This window comes from Roseateles koreensis, assembly GCF_028595305.1.
In the GTDB taxonomy this organism is placed as follows: domain Bacteria; phylum Pseudomonadota; class Gammaproteobacteria; order Burkholderiales; family Burkholderiaceae_C; genus Paucibacter_A; species Paucibacter_A koreensis.
Genome location: NZ_JAQQXS010000007.1, coordinates 96621 through 114226, shown reverse-complemented (window position 1 = coordinate 114226; position 17606 = coordinate 96621). Strand labels below are relative to the sequence as shown.

At 62.5% G+C, this 17606-nt stretch carries 17 protein-coding genes; 12 read left to right on the top strand and 5 right to left on the bottom strand.

Translation table 11 applies throughout. The features are described 5' to 3' along the window. The first annotated feature begins 107 nt into the window (after nt 1-107). Entirely contained in the window at nt 108-1145 is a 1038-nt protein-coding gene (locus PRZ01_RS09395; RefSeq protein ID WP_338111460.1) for a LacI family DNA-binding transcriptional regulator, read from the top strand. A 13-nt stretch (nt 1146-1158) separates the two neighbouring features. On the opposite strand, the gene PRZ01_RS09390 is transcribed toward PRZ01_RS09395, so the two are convergent. The 3 genes from PRZ01_RS09390 to PRZ01_RS09380 all read right to left on the bottom strand — a co-directional run bounded on the left by PRZ01_RS09390 (nt 1159) and on the right by PRZ01_RS09380 (nt 4950). Continuing rightward, complete coding sequence (locus tag PRZ01_RS09390; protein ID WP_273596520.1) at nt 1159-3762, bottom strand: bifunctional diguanylate cyclase/phosphodiesterase; 2604 nt, start codon at nt 3760-3762, stop codon at nt 1159-1161. A 130-nt stretch (nt 3763-3892) separates the two neighbouring features. Next, nucleotides 3893-4330, bottom strand: a complete 438-nt coding sequence (locus PRZ01_RS09385) for a universal stress protein (RefSeq protein ID WP_273596519.1) — start codon at nt 4328-4330, stop codon at nt 3893-3895. 74 nt (nt 4331-4404) lie between these two features. Continuing rightward, entirely contained in the window at nt 4405-4950 is a 546-nt protein-coding gene (locus PRZ01_RS09380; RefSeq protein WP_273596518.1) for a 3'-5' exonuclease, read from the bottom strand. Nucleotides 4951-5193: 243 nt separating this feature from the next. Between PRZ01_RS09380 and PRZ01_RS09375 the strand changes: the two genes are divergently transcribed. Genes PRZ01_RS09375 through PRZ01_RS09355 form a run of 5 tightly spaced genes read left to right on the top strand, consistent with a single transcriptional unit; the run spans nt 5194 to nt 9629 of the window. Further along, nucleotides 5194-6462 (top strand): cytochrome-c peroxidase, encoded by a 1269-nt coding sequence (locus PRZ01_RS09375; RefSeq protein WP_273596517.1) that lies wholly within the window; start codon nt 5194-5196, stop codon nt 6460-6462. 41 nt (nt 6463-6503) lie between these two features. Then, a complete protein-coding gene (locus tag PRZ01_RS09370) occupies nt 6504-7811 on the top strand; it encodes a porin (RefSeq protein ID WP_273596516.1) in 1308 nt (435 codons plus the stop codon). After that, nucleotides 7811-8371 (top strand): FMN-binding protein, encoded by a 561-nt coding sequence (locus tag PRZ01_RS09365; protein WP_273596515.1) that lies wholly within the window; start codon nt 7811-7813, stop codon nt 8369-8371. The genes PRZ01_RS09370 and PRZ01_RS09365 overlap by 1 nt, the downstream gene beginning before the upstream one ends. Before the next feature lie 32 nt (nt 8372-8403). Next, the gene (locus PRZ01_RS09360) at nt 8404-9186 is read left to right on the top strand and encodes an FAD:protein FMN transferase (protein WP_273596514.1); all 783 of its coding nucleotides are present in this window, start codon (nt 8404-8406) and stop codon (nt 9184-9186) included. Continuing rightward, entirely contained in the window at nt 9183-9629 is a 447-nt protein-coding gene (locus PRZ01_RS09355) for a hypothetical protein (protein ID WP_273596513.1), read from the top strand. Before PRZ01_RS09360 ends, PRZ01_RS09355 begins: the two co-directional genes overlap by 4 nt. A gap of 50 nt (nt 9630-9679) precedes the next feature. On the opposite strand, the gene PRZ01_RS09350 is transcribed toward PRZ01_RS09355, so the two are convergent. Beyond that, complete coding sequence (locus PRZ01_RS09350) at nt 9680-10324, bottom strand: hypothetical protein (protein ID WP_273596512.1); 645 nt, start codon at nt 10322-10324, stop codon at nt 9680-9682. Between the two features lie 93 nt (nt 10325-10417). Continuing rightward, nucleotides 10418-10831 carry a nuclear transport factor 2 family protein gene (locus tag PRZ01_RS09345; protein ID WP_273596511.1) on the bottom strand — a complete coding sequence of 138 codons (414 nt, stop codon included), beginning with the start codon at nt 10829-10831 and terminating at the stop codon, nt 10418-10420. A gap of 161 nt (nt 10832-10992) precedes the next feature. Here PRZ01_RS09345 and PRZ01_RS09340 point away from each other — a divergent pair, with 161 nt between their 5' ends. The 6 genes from PRZ01_RS09340 to PRZ01_RS09315 all read left to right on the top strand — a co-directional run bounded on the left by PRZ01_RS09340 (nt 10993) and on the right by PRZ01_RS09315 (nt 17516). Beyond that, on the top strand, nt 10993-12042 hold the full coding sequence (locus PRZ01_RS09340) for a sulfate ABC transporter substrate-binding protein (protein ID WP_273596510.1): 1050 nt from the start codon (nt 10993-10995) through the stop codon (nt 12040-12042). Between the two features lie 26 nt (nt 12043-12068). Continuing rightward, a complete protein-coding gene (gene cysT, locus PRZ01_RS09335) occupies nt 12069-12944 on the top strand; it encodes a sulfate ABC transporter permease subunit CysT (protein ID WP_273596509.1) in 876 nt (291 codons plus the stop codon). Then, nucleotides 12944-13867: a sulfate ABC transporter permease subunit CysW gene (cysW, locus tag PRZ01_RS09330; protein WP_273596508.1), complete on the top strand. Its 924-nt coding sequence runs from the start codon at nt 12944-12946 to the stop codon at nt 13865-13867. The genes cysT and cysW overlap by 1 nt, the downstream gene beginning before the upstream one ends. Before the next feature lie 70 nt (nt 13868-13937). Next, on the top strand, nt 13938-15008 hold the full coding sequence (locus tag PRZ01_RS09325) for a sulfate/molybdate ABC transporter ATP-binding protein (protein WP_273596507.1): 1071 nt from the start codon (nt 13938-13940) through the stop codon (nt 15006-15008). 221 nt (nt 15009-15229) lie between these two features. Then, on the top strand, nt 15230-16840 hold the full coding sequence (locus PRZ01_RS09320; protein ID WP_273596506.1) for an ABC transporter substrate-binding protein: 1611 nt from the start codon (nt 15230-15232) through the stop codon (nt 16838-16840). A 115-nt stretch (nt 16841-16955) separates the two neighbouring features. Further along, nucleotides 16956-17516, top strand: a complete 561-nt coding sequence (locus PRZ01_RS09315; RefSeq protein WP_273596505.1) for a cytochrome b — start codon at nt 16956-16958, stop codon at nt 17514-17516. Nucleotides 17517-17606: the final 90 nt, after the last annotated feature.

Below are 17606 nucleotides of genomic sequence, written 5' to 3'. Positions count from 1 at the left end.
ACAAGAACAGGCCGGGTGGCCGTCGATATACTTGGCGGCAAACTCACCCGCCTGTTGACCCACGAAGCTCGACCGGCGCAGCCCACTGCTTGTTCGCCGCCTCCTGCGTGACTACCCAGAAAAAGCCCAGCATCACCACCCCAGCAGGGCGCGCCCAAATGGCCGATATTGCGCGCCTTGCGGGCGTTGCCGTTTCCACCGTGTCGCGCGCGCTGGCCGGTAGCCCACTGGTCAATGAAAAGACCCGCGCCCGGGTGGCAGAGTTGGCGGCTTCGCTGAATTACTCGGTCAATGTGGGCGCGCAGAATTTACGCCTCAAGCAGATCAACACCATCGCGGTGATCGTGCCCTACGACACCGCCACCCGGCAGAGTTTGTCAGACCCCTTCTTTCTGGCGCTGATCGGCAGCATTGCCGATGCCTGCACCAAGCGCGGCTTCGACATGCTGCTGTCGCGCGTGGACGCAGAGCACCTGAACGATGCCGGGCGCCCCTACACCACGGGCCGTGCCCTTGGCATCATCCTGATCGGCCAATGGCATCACCACGATCAACTCAATGAGCTGGCGCTGCGACGGGTGCCGCTGGTCGTGTGGGGCGCCAAACTGCCGCAGCAGCTGTATTGCACCGTCGGCAGCGACAACTTGGCCGGCGGGCGCCTCGCGGTGGAGCACCTGCTCAACCAAGGCGCGCAGCACATTGCCTTTCTCGGCGACCCCAGCTTGCCTGAAATTGCCCAGCGCTATGAGGGTTATGTGCAAGCCCATAGGGCGCGCGGGCTGAGCCCCACGCCCGCGCTGTGCCGGCCCGTGCCCTTTGTCAGTGCAGCCATCGAGCAAGACCTGGATGCGTTGCTGGACAGCGGCGAACCGCTGGATGCCATTTTTGCGTCCAGCGATCTCGTGGCCATGACCGCCATCAGCACGCTGCGCCGTCATGGCCGCCGGGTCCCTGAAGACGTGGCCGTGATCGGTTATGACGACATCGCCCTGGCCGTGCACTACCAGCCGCCGCTGAGCACCGTACGCCAATCCATTGACGTGGCGGGCGAGGCGCTGGTCGGCGCCTTGATCGCGCAACTGGAAGGCGAAGGCACCTTGCCGGTCGAGTTACCCACTGAACTGGTATTGCGACAAACGGCCTAGCCGGTCACGCCGGTTATGCACCCCGCTTGAGCAGCCAGTCCTCCAAGGGCCCTGGGCGCGCCAACAGATAACCCTGCAGGCAATCGCATCCAGCGGCAACCAGAAAGTCTCGCTGCGCCTGCGTTTCAACGCCCTCAGCCACCACGCGCAGGTTCAAGTGCTTGGCCATCGACACCACCGCCTCGACGATGACGGTGTCATTGGGATCGCTGGGCGTGTCCTGCACAAAGCTCTTGTCCACCTTGAGCTCGTACAGGGGCAGCTTCTTCAAATACGCCAGGCTGGAGTAGCCGGTGCCAAAGTCGTCAATGGAAAACCGCAGGCCCATGGCGCCCAGCTCGGACATGCGCGCAATCGTGTCTTGCCAGTTCTCGATCAACAGCCCTTCAGTCACCTCCAGAATGAGAAACGAGGCCGGCGCCCCGGTTTCAAAGATGATTCTTCTCAGGCCGTCGACAAAATCATCTCGGCGGAACTGCCGCGGGCTGACGTTGACCGACAAGCTCTGCAAACAACCCGCCTTCTGCAGGCGCGCCAACGCCAAGCAAGCCTGACGCAGCACGCGGTTGCCCAACTCGATGATGAGCCCAGAATCTTCAGCCACCGGGATGAACTGCAAAGGCGACACGGCGCCACGCAGCGGATGTTGCCAGCGCAGCAGCAACTCGCCACCAATCTCCGTCCCCTCGGCATTGAACTGGGACTGCAGATGCAGGTGGAACTGCTCCAGCAACAAGGCCTCTCTCAGATCGCGCTCCAGGTGCAGGCGGTCTTGCACTTCCACATGCATGAGCGCCTCGAAGAAGGCCACGCGATTGCGGCCCGCCGCTTTGGCGCGGTACATGGCGGTGTCCGCCTCGCGCAGAAGGTCGTCCACCGCCTCCGCCCCTTTGGGGAACAAGGTGATGCCGATGCTGCCCGACACGCTATAGCTGTGGTCATTGATGCGGTAGTCCATCACCAGCACCTCACGCAGCTTCTCGGCCACCGCCATGGCGTGGCGCGATGCATGCTCGCCGTCCAGGCCCAAATTGCTGACCAACACCACAAATTCATCCCCACCCAGGCGAGCCACGGTATCGCCTTCGCGCGCGACTTTGCGCAGGCGCTGCGCCACCTGCTTGAGCAGGTCGTCGCCGACCGAATGGCCCAGCGCGTCGTTGATGTGCTTGAAGTTATCGAGGTCGATGAACATCACCGCCCCCTGCTGGCGCGAACGACGCGCCACCGCCAAGTCATGCGCAATGCGGTCCAGCAGCATGCGCCGGTTCGGCAGGCCGGTCAGCACATCGTAATAAGCCAGCCAATGGGTGTGCTGCTCGGATTGTTTCCGCTCGGTGATGTCGGTCAAGAAGGCGTGCCAGAGCACACTGTTGTCGGCCAGGCGCTCCGGCTGGCCACTGCCCAGGCGCCAGCGCAAACCCTGGCGCGGCAACATGACCCGAAACTCGTGATGCCAGGGCTGCAACGTGGCCGCGGATCGCCGTATTGAATCGGCCAAGTCCGCCGCATCATCGGGGTGCACGCGCTGGCGCACCAAGACGTCGTTGTTGCGAAGGTCTTGCGGGCTGACTTCGTAAATGTTGTAAATGCCCTCGCTGCAATAGGGATAACTGGCGCTTCCCTCGGCGTCCAAGCGGTACTGAACCAGGGCGCCGGGCACCCGCCGGGCGAGATTGCCCAACAACTCCAGGCTTTGCTCGACCTTTCGGGCCCACACGCGCCGCTCGGTGACGTCGCGAAACACCACACTGGCGAAATCCTCGCCCGCTTCGTCACGGTAGGTGACGATGGAAATGTCCGCTTCAAAATACTCGCCGTCGCCGCGAATCATGGTGACCTCGCCGTGTGCTTTGCCCATTCGCTCGAGTTCGTTCAAAAGCGGGGGCAGCCGGGGATCGTCCAGTTTCAGCAGCTTCTTGCGCGTCATGCCGCACAACTGATCCTCGCGCAAACCAAGGATCTCGCAGGCCATGGGATTCGCGCTCAAGATGACCGAATGCGAACGCGTCTGCAAGACACCGTCCATGCTGTTGGCAAACAGCAGGGCGTAAATAGCCTCACTCTCGCGGCGCTTGGCGTCAACGTGCTGGATTTCAGTCAGCGTGTCGGTCAGCTGCCTGTTCTGGCGCCGCAGCATCAATTGCGACATCACTTGGCGGGCCAATTGCTGCAGGCAAACACACTGCTGCGCGTCAAAACTGCGAGGCCGGGTGTCCAGGATGCACAAACTTCCCAGGGCAAAACCTTCCGGCGTGATCAGCGGCGCGCCCGCATAAAAACGCAGTCCGGGGGGCCCCGTCACCAAGGGATTCTGGGCGGTACGGTTGTCCAGCAATGCGTCTTCAATCACCAGGACTTCAGCGCCTCGAATGGTCAGATCGCACATCGCGACGGAACGGGGTGTCTCGCGGATGGCGATGCCTTGACAGGCTTTGATCCATTGGCGATTGCCGTCAATGAAGGTGACAAGCGCAATGGGCGCCGCAAACAGCTGCGCCGCCAACTGCGTCAAGTCGTCAAAAGCAGGCTCGGCTGCTGTGTCCAGTACCGAAAATTCATGCAATGCCTTCAGCCGCTGAAGTTCTTCGTTACTGATGTCGACGGCATTGGCCATCCCATGCCCTCTAAGTAAGCAGTTATCACTGCGTCAATGATGGCATGCAAATGCGCGCAAAAACATCCGATCAGCCCCGGGAAAGCCCCGTGAAATGTTGCGATCGACGGTGATTCCGCCGCTTATTTGACTACTTGATCACAAACACCGGTACCGTGGCCAGGGTCAACACCTTCTGTGCCACGCTGCCCAGCAGCACAGCGTCCATACCGCGCCGCCCGTGGGAGCCGATCACAATCAGGTCGCAGCCACTGCTGCCCGCATGGGCCACGATGGACTGCGCCGGCCCGTGCTCGCGCAGCACATGGCTGGTGAAGCTCACGCCCGCGCTGCGCGCCGCGTCTTCGGCGTGCTCAATGCCTTGGCGGGCCGCGGCTTCGCTCGCTTCCATGTAGTACGCCATGGCCTCCCCTCCGGCGTCAGGAAAGTACAAAAAAGGTGAGGGGTCGATGACGCTGACAATGTCCAGTACAGCGCCATAACGCTTTGCCATATCGGCAGCCACCAAGGCGGCGCGCTGGGCCGTGGCGGATCCGTCGGTCGGTACAAGAATACGGTGAAAAAACATGGCAGCCTCAGCAGTTCAGGGTTTGAATTCTGTTTGATCTTCCTGCCGGCGGATGGGCGTCGGCTTGTCATGGATCAAGCCAAACGTGTTTGTTGAACGAGCCGCTGACTGAGCAGCTCCACCGAACATGGCCCAGTCTCTTGCCGCAAGCGCTTGAGCGTGCGCTGAAGAATGAGCGCATCGGTGCTGGCGCGGTGCCGCGTCAAGGCGCACTCGCCCCGCACCTGCTCCAACGCGGTTTGCCAGGCCGCTTGTTCGTCCTCGCTGAGTTCGCTGCGCAGGTCGGCCAGTTTGAAACGCGGGAGGCAGCCACCCGCGTCAAACAGACGCGCCAACCAGGGATAGTCATGCCCCCAGGCATCGCAATACACCACCTGCCCCTGCAGGCGCTCGTTGAGTTGCTGTGCCACCCAGCCGGGCGGCTTGCCATGTTTGAGCAAGACCTCCCGGCTGATGCCGTGCAGATTTTCAGCCGACGGATCCCAGTGCTGCCATTCAGGCTCGGGCTGAATGAGCGAGCAAAACAATTCGCCCGCCGCATCGACAAAACCTACCTCAATGGGGTAGCTGCCCCGCCCGAAACCGGAAGCCTCGACATCAAGGATGGCCGGGATGCTCATGCAGCCAGCATAGCAAGGGCGCGTGCGCTTGTGTCCCCCTACCCAAGAGGGCAAACCCCGAAACTCAGCGGGGCCGGAAACTTAGGCGACAGGCGGTGAAGCGTCGAATTGGCGATCAACCCGCTTACTCGTTGGGTCCCTGACTCCACTGAAAGTTTGTTGTTTGTTGACCTCAATCAATCAATGTTGCTATTGCGAATCGTTATCATGTAGATCAACAAATAAAGATTTCCCAAAGTTGCCATGCAGACGCCGCGTTCGTTTCTCCACCCGCTTCTCGCCCCCTTTCCCCGCCCCGTCCAGCAGCTCCGTGGGCGCACTGTGGGGCCGTTGCTGTGCGTGATGTTGAGCGCCTTGCTGGCGGCCTGTGGCGGCGGCTCTTCAAGCAATGACAGCACCAACAGCAGCGGCAATAACGCCACAACAACGTTGAGCAGTACGGCCGCATTGGGGGAAAAGATCTTCAAGGACGTGTCGCTCTCCGCCTCGGGCCAACAGGCTTGCATCAGCTGCCATGCCCCCGACACAGGCCATGCCTCGCCCAACAATTTGTCTGCGCAGCTGGGCGGCGCCAAGCTGGATCTGCAGGGCGGCCGCAACTCGCCGGGCATGCGTTACCTGGTGAGCAATACAGCCTTTTTCTTCGCGGCGGATGGCACACCCACCGGCGGTTTCTTCTGGGACGGCCGGGTCAACTCCCTGCATGAACAGGCCACCAAGCCTTTTCTGAATCCCAAGGAGATGGCCAACGAGAGCGTGGAAGCGCTGATCGCCCGACTGTCCAAGGCGAGCTATGCCGACGAGATGCGCAGCCTGTACGGCGCCGACATTTTTTCTCGCCCGCAAGATGCGTTGCAGCGGGTGGGCCTGGCCCTGCAGGCCTACCAGCAAGAAGATGCCGACTTTCATCCCTACGACAGCAAATACGACCAGTTCCTGCGCGGCCAGGTCAGCCTGAATGACCAGGAGTTGCGCGGCCTGGCCTTGTTCAACGCCAAGGACAAGGGCAATTGCGCCGCCTGCCACCCTTCAGCCAAAGGGGCTGACGGCAGCTTCCCGCTGTTCACCGATTTCACCTACGACAGCCTGGGCGTGCCGCGCAACGCCAAGCTTGCTCAGAACCAGGACGCCAGCTTCTACGACCTCGGCCTGTGCGCCCGCGATGGGGACGATCTGCTGTCGCGCCAAGACCTCTGCGGCAAGTTCAAGGTGCCCACGCTGCGCAATGTCGCCGTGCGCAAAGTCTTTTTCCACAACGGTCGATTCGACAGCCTTCGCGAGGTGCTGCAGTTCTATGTACAGCGCGACACCAACCCGGAGAAATGGTATTCACGCAACGCCGACGGCACGGTCAACAAGTTCGACGACCTGCCCCTGGCCCTGCGCAGCAACGTGAATGTGACAGAAGGCCCCTACAACCGCGTGCCGGGTCAGGCGCCCGCGCTCAGCGAGGCCGAAATTGACGACGTGATTGCCTTCCTCGGCACGCTCACGGACGGCTACAAGAAATAACCAATAACTCCGTAAATCTACAGGACCTACAGGACCCTTTCATGAAGACCCCCATGATCCGAACCACCCGTCTCTGCCTCGCCTTGGCCAGCTGCTTTGTCATGGCCGGCGCACAGGCCCAAAGCGCCACCGAGCAAGAACTGCTACGCCGCGTCGACCAACTCGCTGCCGAGCTGGGCAAACTGAAGTCGGAATTGGCCCAATTGCAACAACAGCGCCCGCCCGCGGTGGCGGCCAGCGCCGCGACAACACCGGCCGCTACACCACCGGCCGCAGCAAGCGTCAGCACAGCGGCTGAAGCCCAACCCGCCACCGTGATCACGGGTTATGCCGAGGTAAATTACAACCGCCCCTTCAAGTCCAGCAAAGACGCGCAAGCCGACATCCGCCGCGGCGTGATCGGCTATCAGCACCGTTTTGACGACAAGACCAAGGTCGTGACCGAGATCGAGGTGGAGCACGCCGTAGCCTCTGCCAGCGACCCCGGTGAGGTGGAAATCGAGCAGGCCTATATCGAGCACCAGATCAACCCGACCTACGCGGTGCGCGGCGGCTTGTTCCTGATGCCCGTGGGCTTGCTGAACGAGAACCATGAGCCCACGCACTACTTCGGCGTTGAGCGCAATTTTGTTGAAACCGCCATCATCCCCAGCACCTGGCGCGAAGGCGGCTTTCAGCTGATCGGCAACTACGACAACGGCCTGACGCTGCAAGCCGGCGTCACCACCAGCTTCAACCTGAACAAATGGGACGCCACCTCGACCGAGGGCAAGGAGTCGCCGCTGGGCGCCATCCACCAGGAAATGGCCCAGGCACGCGGCCATGACCTGGCCATGTTCGGTGCGGCCAACTGGCGCGGTATTCCGGGACTGTTGCTGGGCGCCAGCGTCTTCAGCGGTGAAGCCACCCAGAAGCAGACCGCCATCGACTCGCGCATCACGCTGTGGGACATGCACGCCCGCTGGACCCCGGGCCGCTGGGATCTATCGGCCCTCTACACCCGGGGCACCATCAGCAACACCGCCTTGCTGAATGCGCCCCTGGTGGGCAGCGCCACGCTGATTCCCGCAAGCTTTGACGGCTGGTACGCGCAAGCCGGCTACAAGCTGTGGGAGAGCGGCAGCTACCGCCTGCTGCCCTTTGCCCGTTGGGAGCAGTACAACACGGCTCGCAGTTATGCCGACCTGGGCCAAGGCCTGACGCCGGACGCTGCCGCCACAGAGCGCGTGCTGACCCTGGGCGCCAACTTTGAAATCGCGGAAGGCGTGGTGTTCAAGGTCGACGTTCAGCGCTTGCGCGAAAACAAGGATGCCGACCGGCTCAACCTGGGCGTGGGCTGGAGCTTCTGATGCGCTTGACCCTCTCGGCAACGGCCTTGCTCGCCTTGGCGCCCACCGCGGCTTTTGCGGTGGACTATATGAACGCCGAGCAGGCCGCACGGCAACTGTTTCCTGAGGCCGAGCGCTTTGAGACCCGTGAATGGCTGCTCGACACGGGCATGCTGCAAAAGCTCGTCGAGCAGGGCCTCAAGCCGCGCAGCGCCGCCACAGGCAGCCATGTCACCGCGCGGTTGGCCTGGCGCGGCAAGGAATTGCTGGGCGTGCTGGTGGCCGACCAGGTGCTGGGTAAATTCGAGCAAATCAGCTATGCCGTCGGCGTTGCTGCCGATGGCCGCATCCGGGGCGTTGAAATCCTGGCTTACCGCGAGAGCCATGGTGGCGAAGTGCGCCTGCCGGCCTGGCGCAAACAGTTTGTCGGCAAAACCCAGGCCGCGCCCATTCAGGTGGGAGAAGACATTGCCAATATCTCCGGCGCCACGCTGAGTTGCACCCATCTCACCGAAGGCGTGAAGCGCGTGCTGGCAGTGTTTGAGTTGGCCCGCAAGGGTGGGATGTTGAACGCGGTTTGAGCCGATCAAGAAGGTTCTTCCGCATGCCGACCTTGCCACAGTCAAATGAGACTGAACCCGAGGCACGGCGCCGAGCCCAGGCGCTGCTGGGCACGCTGTGCGAGATCAGTTTACCGGGCGACGCCACGCCGCAGCAATTCGAGGCTGGTTTTGCCGCGCTGCGGCACGTGCAGGCCCTGCTTTCAAGGTTCGAGCCGAGCAGCGATATCGCCCGCTTCAACGCATTGAGCGCGGGCGATAGCGTGGCGCTTGCGCCTTTGAGCGCCCATGTGCTGCGGGCGGCAGCGCTGCTGCAGCGCCTGAGCGAGGGTGTATTCGACATCAGCCAAGGCACCGGTGCGGCCACCGTTGCCGCCTCTGCCGCCGAAGCCTGGTCAGTTGACCTTGGGCGTTTGCACAAGCACAGCCCCGACGTGCGGTTGGACTTGGGGGGCATTGCCAAAGGCTTGGCGGTGGACCGTGCCGTGGCGGCGTTAAAGCGTGCCGGCTGCGCGTGGGGGAGTGTCAATGCCGGTGGCGATCTGCGCGCATTTGGCCCGCGCGCGGTACGCCTGCACCTGCGGGATGAGCAGTTGGGCGGCACGCGTGAGTGGGGCAGCCTGAGTGAAGGCAGCTTCGCCAGCAGCCACCTGGGCCCCAGCAGCCGCAGCCAGTTGCACGGCGGCTGCGTTGATAATGCCGCCCACATCAGCGTGGCCGCGCCGCGCTGCATCTGGGCCGATGCGCTGACCAAACTGGTGGCAGCCAGCGGCAATGCCCAACACCCGCTGCTGGCGCGCTTCGGCGCCACGGCCTTCATCCATCCGCCTGCATGAGACACCACCGCCCCCGCCTGAAATTGAGCCCCTGGCTGAAGCGCTGGCTTTATGCCTCGGGCTTTGTTTTGCTGGCGAGCGGTGCGGGTTGGTTGCTCATTCACTACCTGCTGAGCGACCCCGAGGGCCTGCCTTCACCCGCCGAGCCCTGGCTGATGCGCCTGCACGGCCTGGCCAGCTTCAGCGCGCTGCTGAGCCTCGGCGCGGTCGCCGGCCAGCATCTGCCGCAAGGCTGGCGATTGACGCGCGAGCCCAACCGCCGCCCGCAACGCCGCACCGGCCTGGTCCTTTGCAGCCTGTTGGGCGCGGTGGTGGCGCTGGCCTACGGCTTGTACTACCTGATTCCGGAATCGATGCACAACGGCTTTGGCCTGCTGCACACCGGCTTGGCGCTGGCCTCGCTAGCGGCTTGGCAGTGGCACCGGGCAGGCGCGCAGGGCTGATCAACGCGGGGCCAAAATACCTTCACACAGCATCTTCACACACAGCGCCGTCACGCATCGCCTTCAAATAACGAGATGGCCGTACTGACCACCCGCTGGGTGTCGTAGAAGGCATAGGCGCCTACAGCCGCCGCACCAGCCAGCGGTATCCACCGCGAAATGGACTTGCGCAGCAGGCTCTCGCTCAAGCTCACGCCGATCTTGCTGCTGATGATTTTCAGCATGCCCGCCGTTGCGGGTTGAATCACCACCCGCTCGCCCATGCGCACCGCCAAGTCACGCACCGCCTGCGCGGCGGTGTGCCTGAACAGACAGTAAAGCATCTGCTCACGCCCCAGATCGGCCGAGCGGCCGTAGATGGCCGCGATGTCGGCCACCGCCTGACGCTGGATGCGCCACACGGTCAACAACTCGGGCAACACGGTCAGCCAGCCTATCGCGCCGGGCGGCAAAGCCAGAGAGCCTGCGGCCAAGGCCGCTTTGCGGGCCGCCTGCTCTACAACGCCCTGGGCCGCACGTGCCGCGTCGCTGGGCTGCGCGCTGGCTGACCGCTGGGAGCTGGGTCGCGTCGCCACCAAGTCCAACAAGGCCGCCGACACGCGCGCGGCCAAGCCGCCATCGGCGTCTTGCGGCAGCATCGGCAACATCGACGCGGGCCGATCAGGATTTCCGGGCGGCGGGTTCTTGGCGCTCATCTTTTTCCAAATGGGGGCTCGCGCGCTGGTTGCAAGACCTCGCAAGGTGTCAGCAGCGCCTCAACAGCGTACCAACAACGCACCAACAACGCATCAGGCCTTGGTTTGCAGCATGGCGGCCATTTTCTGGTGGATCAGATTGATTGCCTTCAACGGCCGCAGCATGACCTTGAAGTCCACGATCTGCCCGGCCTCGTTCCATCGGATGATGTCAACGCCGTTGACCGCCACGCCGTCAATGTCAGTCTCAAACTCCAGCATCGCATCACTGGGGCCCACCACCTCGCGCACATAGCGAAAGCTGGGGTTGAAAAACACCTGAAAGGCGGCGCCCAAATACAGCGCGGTGAGCTTCTTGCCCCGCTGCGGGGTGTGTACAACGGGGGAGTGAAAAACAGCCTCCTCCGCCAACAACGCGTCCAAGCCCGAGGGATCGTGGCTGCGGACCATATGGTGCCAAATGTCCAGGGGATGCGGGGTGTTCATCGTCGACGGGTCCTTGTCCATGGGGGGAGATTAATAGGGGTTTTAGCCGAGAGGCGCACCGAAGAGCCTGCGCCCCTGCTATTTGCCTATTACGGATAAGCAAATGCAAAAACAATCGTTCCTGTAATAAAGACTTCAAGGCATTCTGCACAGCTTCGCTGACTCTTTGCCTGAGGATTTCCATGACGAACAAGCTGTCGCTCATCCCCCGTCGCGCTTGGCCCACGGGCGCCCTGCTGGCGCTCACCCTGGCGCTGCCCGCCTGGGCTCCGGCACAGGCACAGACTCAACCAGCAGCAGACACCTTGTTGAATGTGTCCTACGACGTCAGCCGCGAGCTCTACAAAGAAATCAACCCGGCCTTTGCCGCGGCCTGGAAGGCCAAGACCGGCAAGTCGGTGACCTTGAACCAATCCCATGGCGGCAGCAGCAAGCAGATTGGCTCTGTCATCGGCGGGCTGGAGGCCGATGTGGTCACCATGAACCAGGCCACCGACGTGGACATGCTGGCCGAAAAAGGCCTGACTCCGGCCGACTGGCGCAAGCGCTTTCCGAACAATGCCGCGCCCTACAGTTCGACCATTCTGTTCCTGGTGCGCAAGGGCAACCCCAAGGGCATCAAGGATTGGGCCGACCTGACACGCCCCGGCGTGCAAGTCATCATCCCCAACCCCAAAGTCACAGGCAACGGGCGCTACAGCTATTTGGCGGCCTGGGGCAGCGTGATTGCCAAGGGCGGCAACGAGGCGCAGGCCAAAGAGTTGGTCAGCAAAATCTTCGCCAATGTGCCGGTGCTGGACGGCGGCGGGCGGGGTGCCACCACCACCTTCACGCAACGCGGCATCGGTGACGTGCTGCTGACCTTTGAGTCTGAAGCCGAGCTGATCGAGAACGAATTCGGCAAGGGCCAGTTCGACGTGGTCGCGCCCAGCATCTCCATCGACGCCGAAGCCCCGGTGGCCGTGGTTGACAAGGTGACCGCCAAGAAGGGCACCGCCGTGCTCGCCAAAGCCTATTTGGACTTTTTGTACACCCCCGAAGGCCAAGACATCATCGCCCGCCACAACTTTCGCCCACGTGACCCGGCGGTGTTGAAACGCCATGAAAAGCGCTTTGCCGCCATCAAGCTGTTCTCGGTGGATCAAGTGCTGGGCGGTTGGCCCAAGGTCAGCAAGACCCATTTTGCCGATGGCGGCCAATATGACCAGATCATCGCCACGCTCAAGCGTTGATGCCCTAGAAAGTCGATCAAAGCACGATGGAATCTCTCGTTATGACTCAGGCCGCCAGGCCCCCCAAACGCAAGCCCCGGCGCGTGCTGCCGGGCTTTGCGCCGACGATGGGCTTCACGCTGTTCTACCTGTCGCTGATCATTTTGATTCCGCTCTCGGCGGTGTTCATCAAATCGGCAGGCCACGGGTTTGAGGCCTTCTGGGCGGCGGCCACTGCGCCGCGCGTGCTGGCCTCTTATCAGCTGAGCTTTGGTGCTTCGCTGCTGGCCGCCATCATCAACGTGGTGTTCGGCCTGATCCTGGCGTGGTGCCTGGTGCGCTATGAGTTTGCGGGCAAGAAGTTGGTGGATGCCCTCGTCGACCTGCCCTTTGCCTTGCCCACGGCCGTGGCTGGCATCGCGCTGACGGCCCTGTATGCGCCAAACGGCTGGCTTGGGCAGTGGCTGGCGCCCTGGGGCATTCAAGTGGCCTTCAAGCCGTTGGGGGTGCTGGTGGCCTTGATCTTCATCGGCCTGCCCTTCATCGTGCGCACCGTGCAGCCCGTGCTTGAAGACATGGAAACCGAGCTGGAAGAAGCCGCCGCCGCCCTGGGCGCGCACCGCTGGCAGACCTTTCGCTTGGTGGTGCTGCCCACGCTCACCCCGGCGCTGCTGACCGGCTTTGCCCTGGCCTTTGCACGGGCAGTGGGCGAGTACGGCTCGGTGATTTTCATCGCCGGCAACTTGCCCATGGTCAGCGAGATCACGCCGCTGATGATCATCTCCAAGCTGGAACAATACGACTACGTGGGCGCCACCGCCATCGCTACGGTGATGCTGATCTTCTCCTTCGTGCTGCTGCTGACCATCAACGGTCTGCAAGCCTGGAGCTCCAAACGCAATGGCCAGGAGGGTCGTCGCTGATGGCTGCCGCAATCTCGTCGCTGGCGAAGGGGCCGGCAAAAACTCAATCGGCTCATGCAGTTCAATCGGCTCGAGCGCCCCTAGGCCGCTACCAAAGCAACCCCGCCACCCGCGAAGCACCCTGGGTGCGGGCCACCCTGTTGGCGTTGGGCCTGGGTTTTTTCGCGCTGTTTCTGGTACTGCCGCTGGTGGCGGTGTTCACGGAGGCTTTGCGCAAGGGGCTCGACGTCTATCTGGCCGCCATCACCGAGGCGGATGCCGTCGCGGCGGTCAAGTTGACCCTGATCGCCGCGCTGGTGTCGGTACCGCTGAACCTGGTGTTTGGCGTGAGCGCTGCCTGGGCGATTGCCAAGCACGAGTTTCGCGGCAAGCAGTTGCTGATCACCTTGATCGACCTGCCCTTTTCGGTGTCGCCCGTTGTGGCCGGCCTGATCTACGTGCTGCTGTTTGGCGCGCAAGGCTGGTTTGGTCCCTGGTTGCAAGCGCATGACTTGAAGATCATCTTTGCCGTGCCCGGCATTGTGCTGGCTACCGTGTTTGTCACCTTCCCCTTTGTGGCGCGCGAGTTGATTCCCTTGATGCAAGCCCAGGGGCGCGATGAAGAAGAAGCGGCCACCGTGCTGGGCGCCTCCGGCTGGAAGACCTTCTGGCTGGTGACATTGCCCAATGTGAAATGGGGCTTGCTGTACGGCGTGATTCTTTGCAACGCACGCGCCATGGGGGAGTTTGGTGCGGTGTCGGTGGTGTCGGGCCACATTCGCGGCATGACCAATACGCTGCCCCTGCATGTCGAGATTCTGTACAACGAGTACCAGTTCGCCGCGGCCTTTGCGGTGGCCTCGGTACTGGCGCTGTTGGCGCTGGTGACCCTGGTGTTGAAACAATTCATCGAGTGGCGCGCCCATCGCGCCCGGCACGACTGAGAAACCCGGCGCGCCTTCAGCGGTGCGCCGAACGGCAGTAGCCGTTCACAACCATCGAGAGTTCATCCTTATGAGCATTCAAGTCAAGAACATCCACAAGAGCTTTGGCGCTTTCACGGCGCTGGGTGACGTCAGCCTTGACTTTCCCAGCGGGGAGCTGGTGGCCTTGCTCGGTCCGTCAGGCTGCGGCAAAACCACCCTGCTGCGCATCATTGCCGGCCTGGAAACTGCCGATCATGGCCAAGTTTTGCTGGACGGCCAAGATGCGTCAGACACCCATGTGCGTGAACGCCAAGTCGGCTTCGTGTTCCAACACTACGCGCTGTTCCGGCACATGACGGTGTTCGACAACGTGGCATTTGGCCTGCGCGTGAAGCCGCGCAAAGAGCGGCCCAGCGAGAGTGCCATCAAGAAAAAGGTGCACGAACTGCTGAGCCTGGTGCAGTTGGATTGGCTGGCCGACCGCTTTCCGCCGCAGCTCAGCGGTGGGCAGCGCCAGCGCATTGCGCTGGCCCGCGCCTTGGCTGTAGAGCCCCGTGTCCTGCTACTGGACGAGCCCTTCGGCGCGCTCGACGCCAAGGTGCGCAAGGAATTGCGGCGCTGGCTGCGCCACCTGCATGACGACCTGCACATCACCAGCGTCTTCGTCACCCATGACCAGGAAGAAGCGCTTGAAGTCGCCGACCGTGTGGTGCTGATGGACCACGGCCGGGTCGAACAAGTGGGCACGCCGCAAGAGGTATACGAGCGGCCGGCCACGCCTTTTGTGTACGGTTTTTTGGGCGCGGTGAATCGCTTTGAAGGCCAAGCCGAAGGTGACATTTTGCACATCGGCGAGCACCAACTAAGCCACAACACGGGCGGCAGCACCCCCTTGCAAGGCCGGGTGCAGGCTTACGCCCGCCCGCATGAATTGCAGATTCAGGTTGCGGCCGACGCGCAAGGGCTGCGCGCCACCGTGGAGCGCGTGCTGAGCTTTGGCGCAGCCGCGCGTGTGGAACTGCTAGGCCCGGACGGCCAGCATCTGGAGGCTGAATTGAGCCGCGAACAAGCCCTCGCCCTGAACCTGCAGAGCGGCCAACACGTGCGCCTGAACGCCTCACGCCTGAGCCTGTTTGACCTGCAGGACAAGGCCCGCTGAGCCCCTCGCCGCGCAGTTACAACCAACGCCATACACGCAAGAGCCACACGGGCACATGCTTGGCAGGAAGGGGCGTATAGGTCTGACGGTAGAGAGAAGACATGATGGAGAACCTTTGCGGGTGCTTGTATGCTGGCGTCGGTGTTCACAAAAAGTACTGTATGGGTATACAGCATATCGCCAGATCAGGCCCTTGCCAAGCCCAACTTCGGAGAAATTTGATGAAACGTTTGTCGCGATCAGCCCCCCTCGCCATGTTTGTGGGGCTGAGTGCCTTGCTGGCCGGCTTGCTTGTTGCAACCCCCACGCAGGTGCAGGCGCAAACCTTGCGCTGGGCCTCCAGCGGCGATCTGCTGACGCTGGACCCCTACGCCCAGAACGAGACCCTCACCAACCAGCTCAACGGTCAGATCTATGAGTTTTTGGTGGCACGTGACAAGCAGCTGAACTTGGTGCCCTTGCTCGCCACGGAGTGGAAGCAAACCGCGCCGCTGAAATGGGTCTTCAAACTCCGGCCCGGCGTGAAGTTTCAAGATGGCCGCCCCTTTGTTGCGGAGGACGTGGTGTTCTCGCTCAACCGGGCCAAACAAGCCAGCTCGCAAATCTCGACCTATGCCAACGCCATGGGCGAAGCGCGCGCCGTCGACAAACTGACGGTTGAGTTCACCCTCAGCCGGCCTAACCCCATTTTTCTGCAGCATCTCAACACGCTCTACATCATGAGCAAGAGCTGGGCAGAAGAGAACAAGGCCACGCGAACCCAGGACTTCACCAAGAACGAAGAGGCCTATGCCGCCTTCCATGCCAACGGCACTGGCCCCTTCATGCTGGTCAGCCGTGCGCCCGACAGCAAGACCGTATTCAAGCGCAACCCGAACTACTGGGGACAGATTGAAGGCAACGTTCAAAACGTGATCTACACCCCCATCAAAAGCGACGCCACCCGCACCGCGGCGCTGGTCTCGGGCGAGATCGACTTCCTGCTCGATCCCTCCCCGCGCGATCTTGAGAGGCTCTCCGCAACGCCCGGCGTCAAAGTCGTCAGCGGCCAGGAAAACCGCATTATCTTCATCGGCATGGACCAAGGCCGCGACGAACTGCAGGGCAGCAATATCAAGGGCCGCAACCCCTTCAAAGATGTGCGCGTGCGGCGGGCGCTGTACCAGGCCATCGACATCGAGACCATCAAGACCAAGCTGATGAACGGCCAGTCCAGCCCCACGGGTGCGCTAACGCCCTCACCGCTCGGTGCCTTCAACGACCCCACCATCGAAGCACGCCTGCCCTACGACCCCGCCGCAGCCAAAAAGCTGCTGGCAGAGGCGGGCTACCCCGACGGCTTCGAGTTCACGCTGGACTGCCCCAACAACCGTTACGTGAATGACGAGCGTCTTTGCATCACCCTGGCCTCGCAGTGGGCCAAGGTCGGCGTCAAAACCCGTGTGAACGCGCAGCCCAAAGCGCTCTTCTTCAAGAAGGTCGAGCTCATAGACACCAACGCCTACTTGTTTGGCTGGGGCGGCTCCATCACCGACGCCGAGGTGATCTTCACCACGCACCTGCGCAACCGGGGCGAGCAAGGCATGGGCGAATACAACCGCGGCAACTTCAAAGACGACACGCTAGACGCCCTGGTGGCCGCCAGCAGCAAAGAGGCTGACCCGGTCAAACGCGAGGCGCTGATCCGGCAAATCTTCAAGCGCGAAGCTGAACAGGTGCACTACATCCCCCTGCACCGCCAGTTCATCCCTTGGGCCGCACGCAACACCGTCAGCGTCGTCCACCGCCCGGACAATTGGCTGGAATGGCGTTGGATCAATATTGCGCCGTGACAAAGGCACCACACTGAGCACTTCGACTGCGTTGAACGCTTCGCCGATCTCAATGCCCTAAGCGCTCAACCCAGCTGACTGGGTCAGGCCCTCTCAACTTCGATTGAAACACCCGATGAGCCATCCAACCTCACGCCCAAGCACGCCCGGTACACCCGCACACTACGACCGCCGCACCATCATCTTCCATTGGCTCAGCGCCCTGTTGGTCCTGGGTTTGTGGGTCGTCGGCCAGACCATTGACAACTTCGCCAAGGGCGACCCGCGCGTGATGGTGCGCAGCCTGCACATCAGCTTGGGTGGCGTGCTGGCGATGCTGCTGGTACTGCGTCTGCGCTGGCGTCGCAACGGCGGCACCCAGCTGCCCGCCGCCAACCCGGGCCTGCAAGGCCGCCTGGCCATCGGCGTGCACCACCTGCTCTACCTGCTGCTGGCAGCCGTGCTGGCGGTGGGCATCGCCTGCGTCTGGATTCGTGGCGACAACTTGTTCAACCTTTTCACCGTGCCGGCCTATGACCCCGCCAACAAGAGCTTGCGCCACGACGCCGTGGAGTTGCACGAACTGCTCGCCAACACCCTTCTCGTCGTCGCCGCCCTGCACGCCGCCGCCGCCCTGGCCCACCACTTCTTGCTGAAAGACGGCGTGCTGCGCCGTATGTGGCCGGGGCGGGGTTAGTCGGCAAACTGACAGCACGCGCGAAAAGCATGTTGACGGTGCCAATCCAGGAATTGCGTCAAGCCTTTACTCACCCGCAAAATTAAAAAT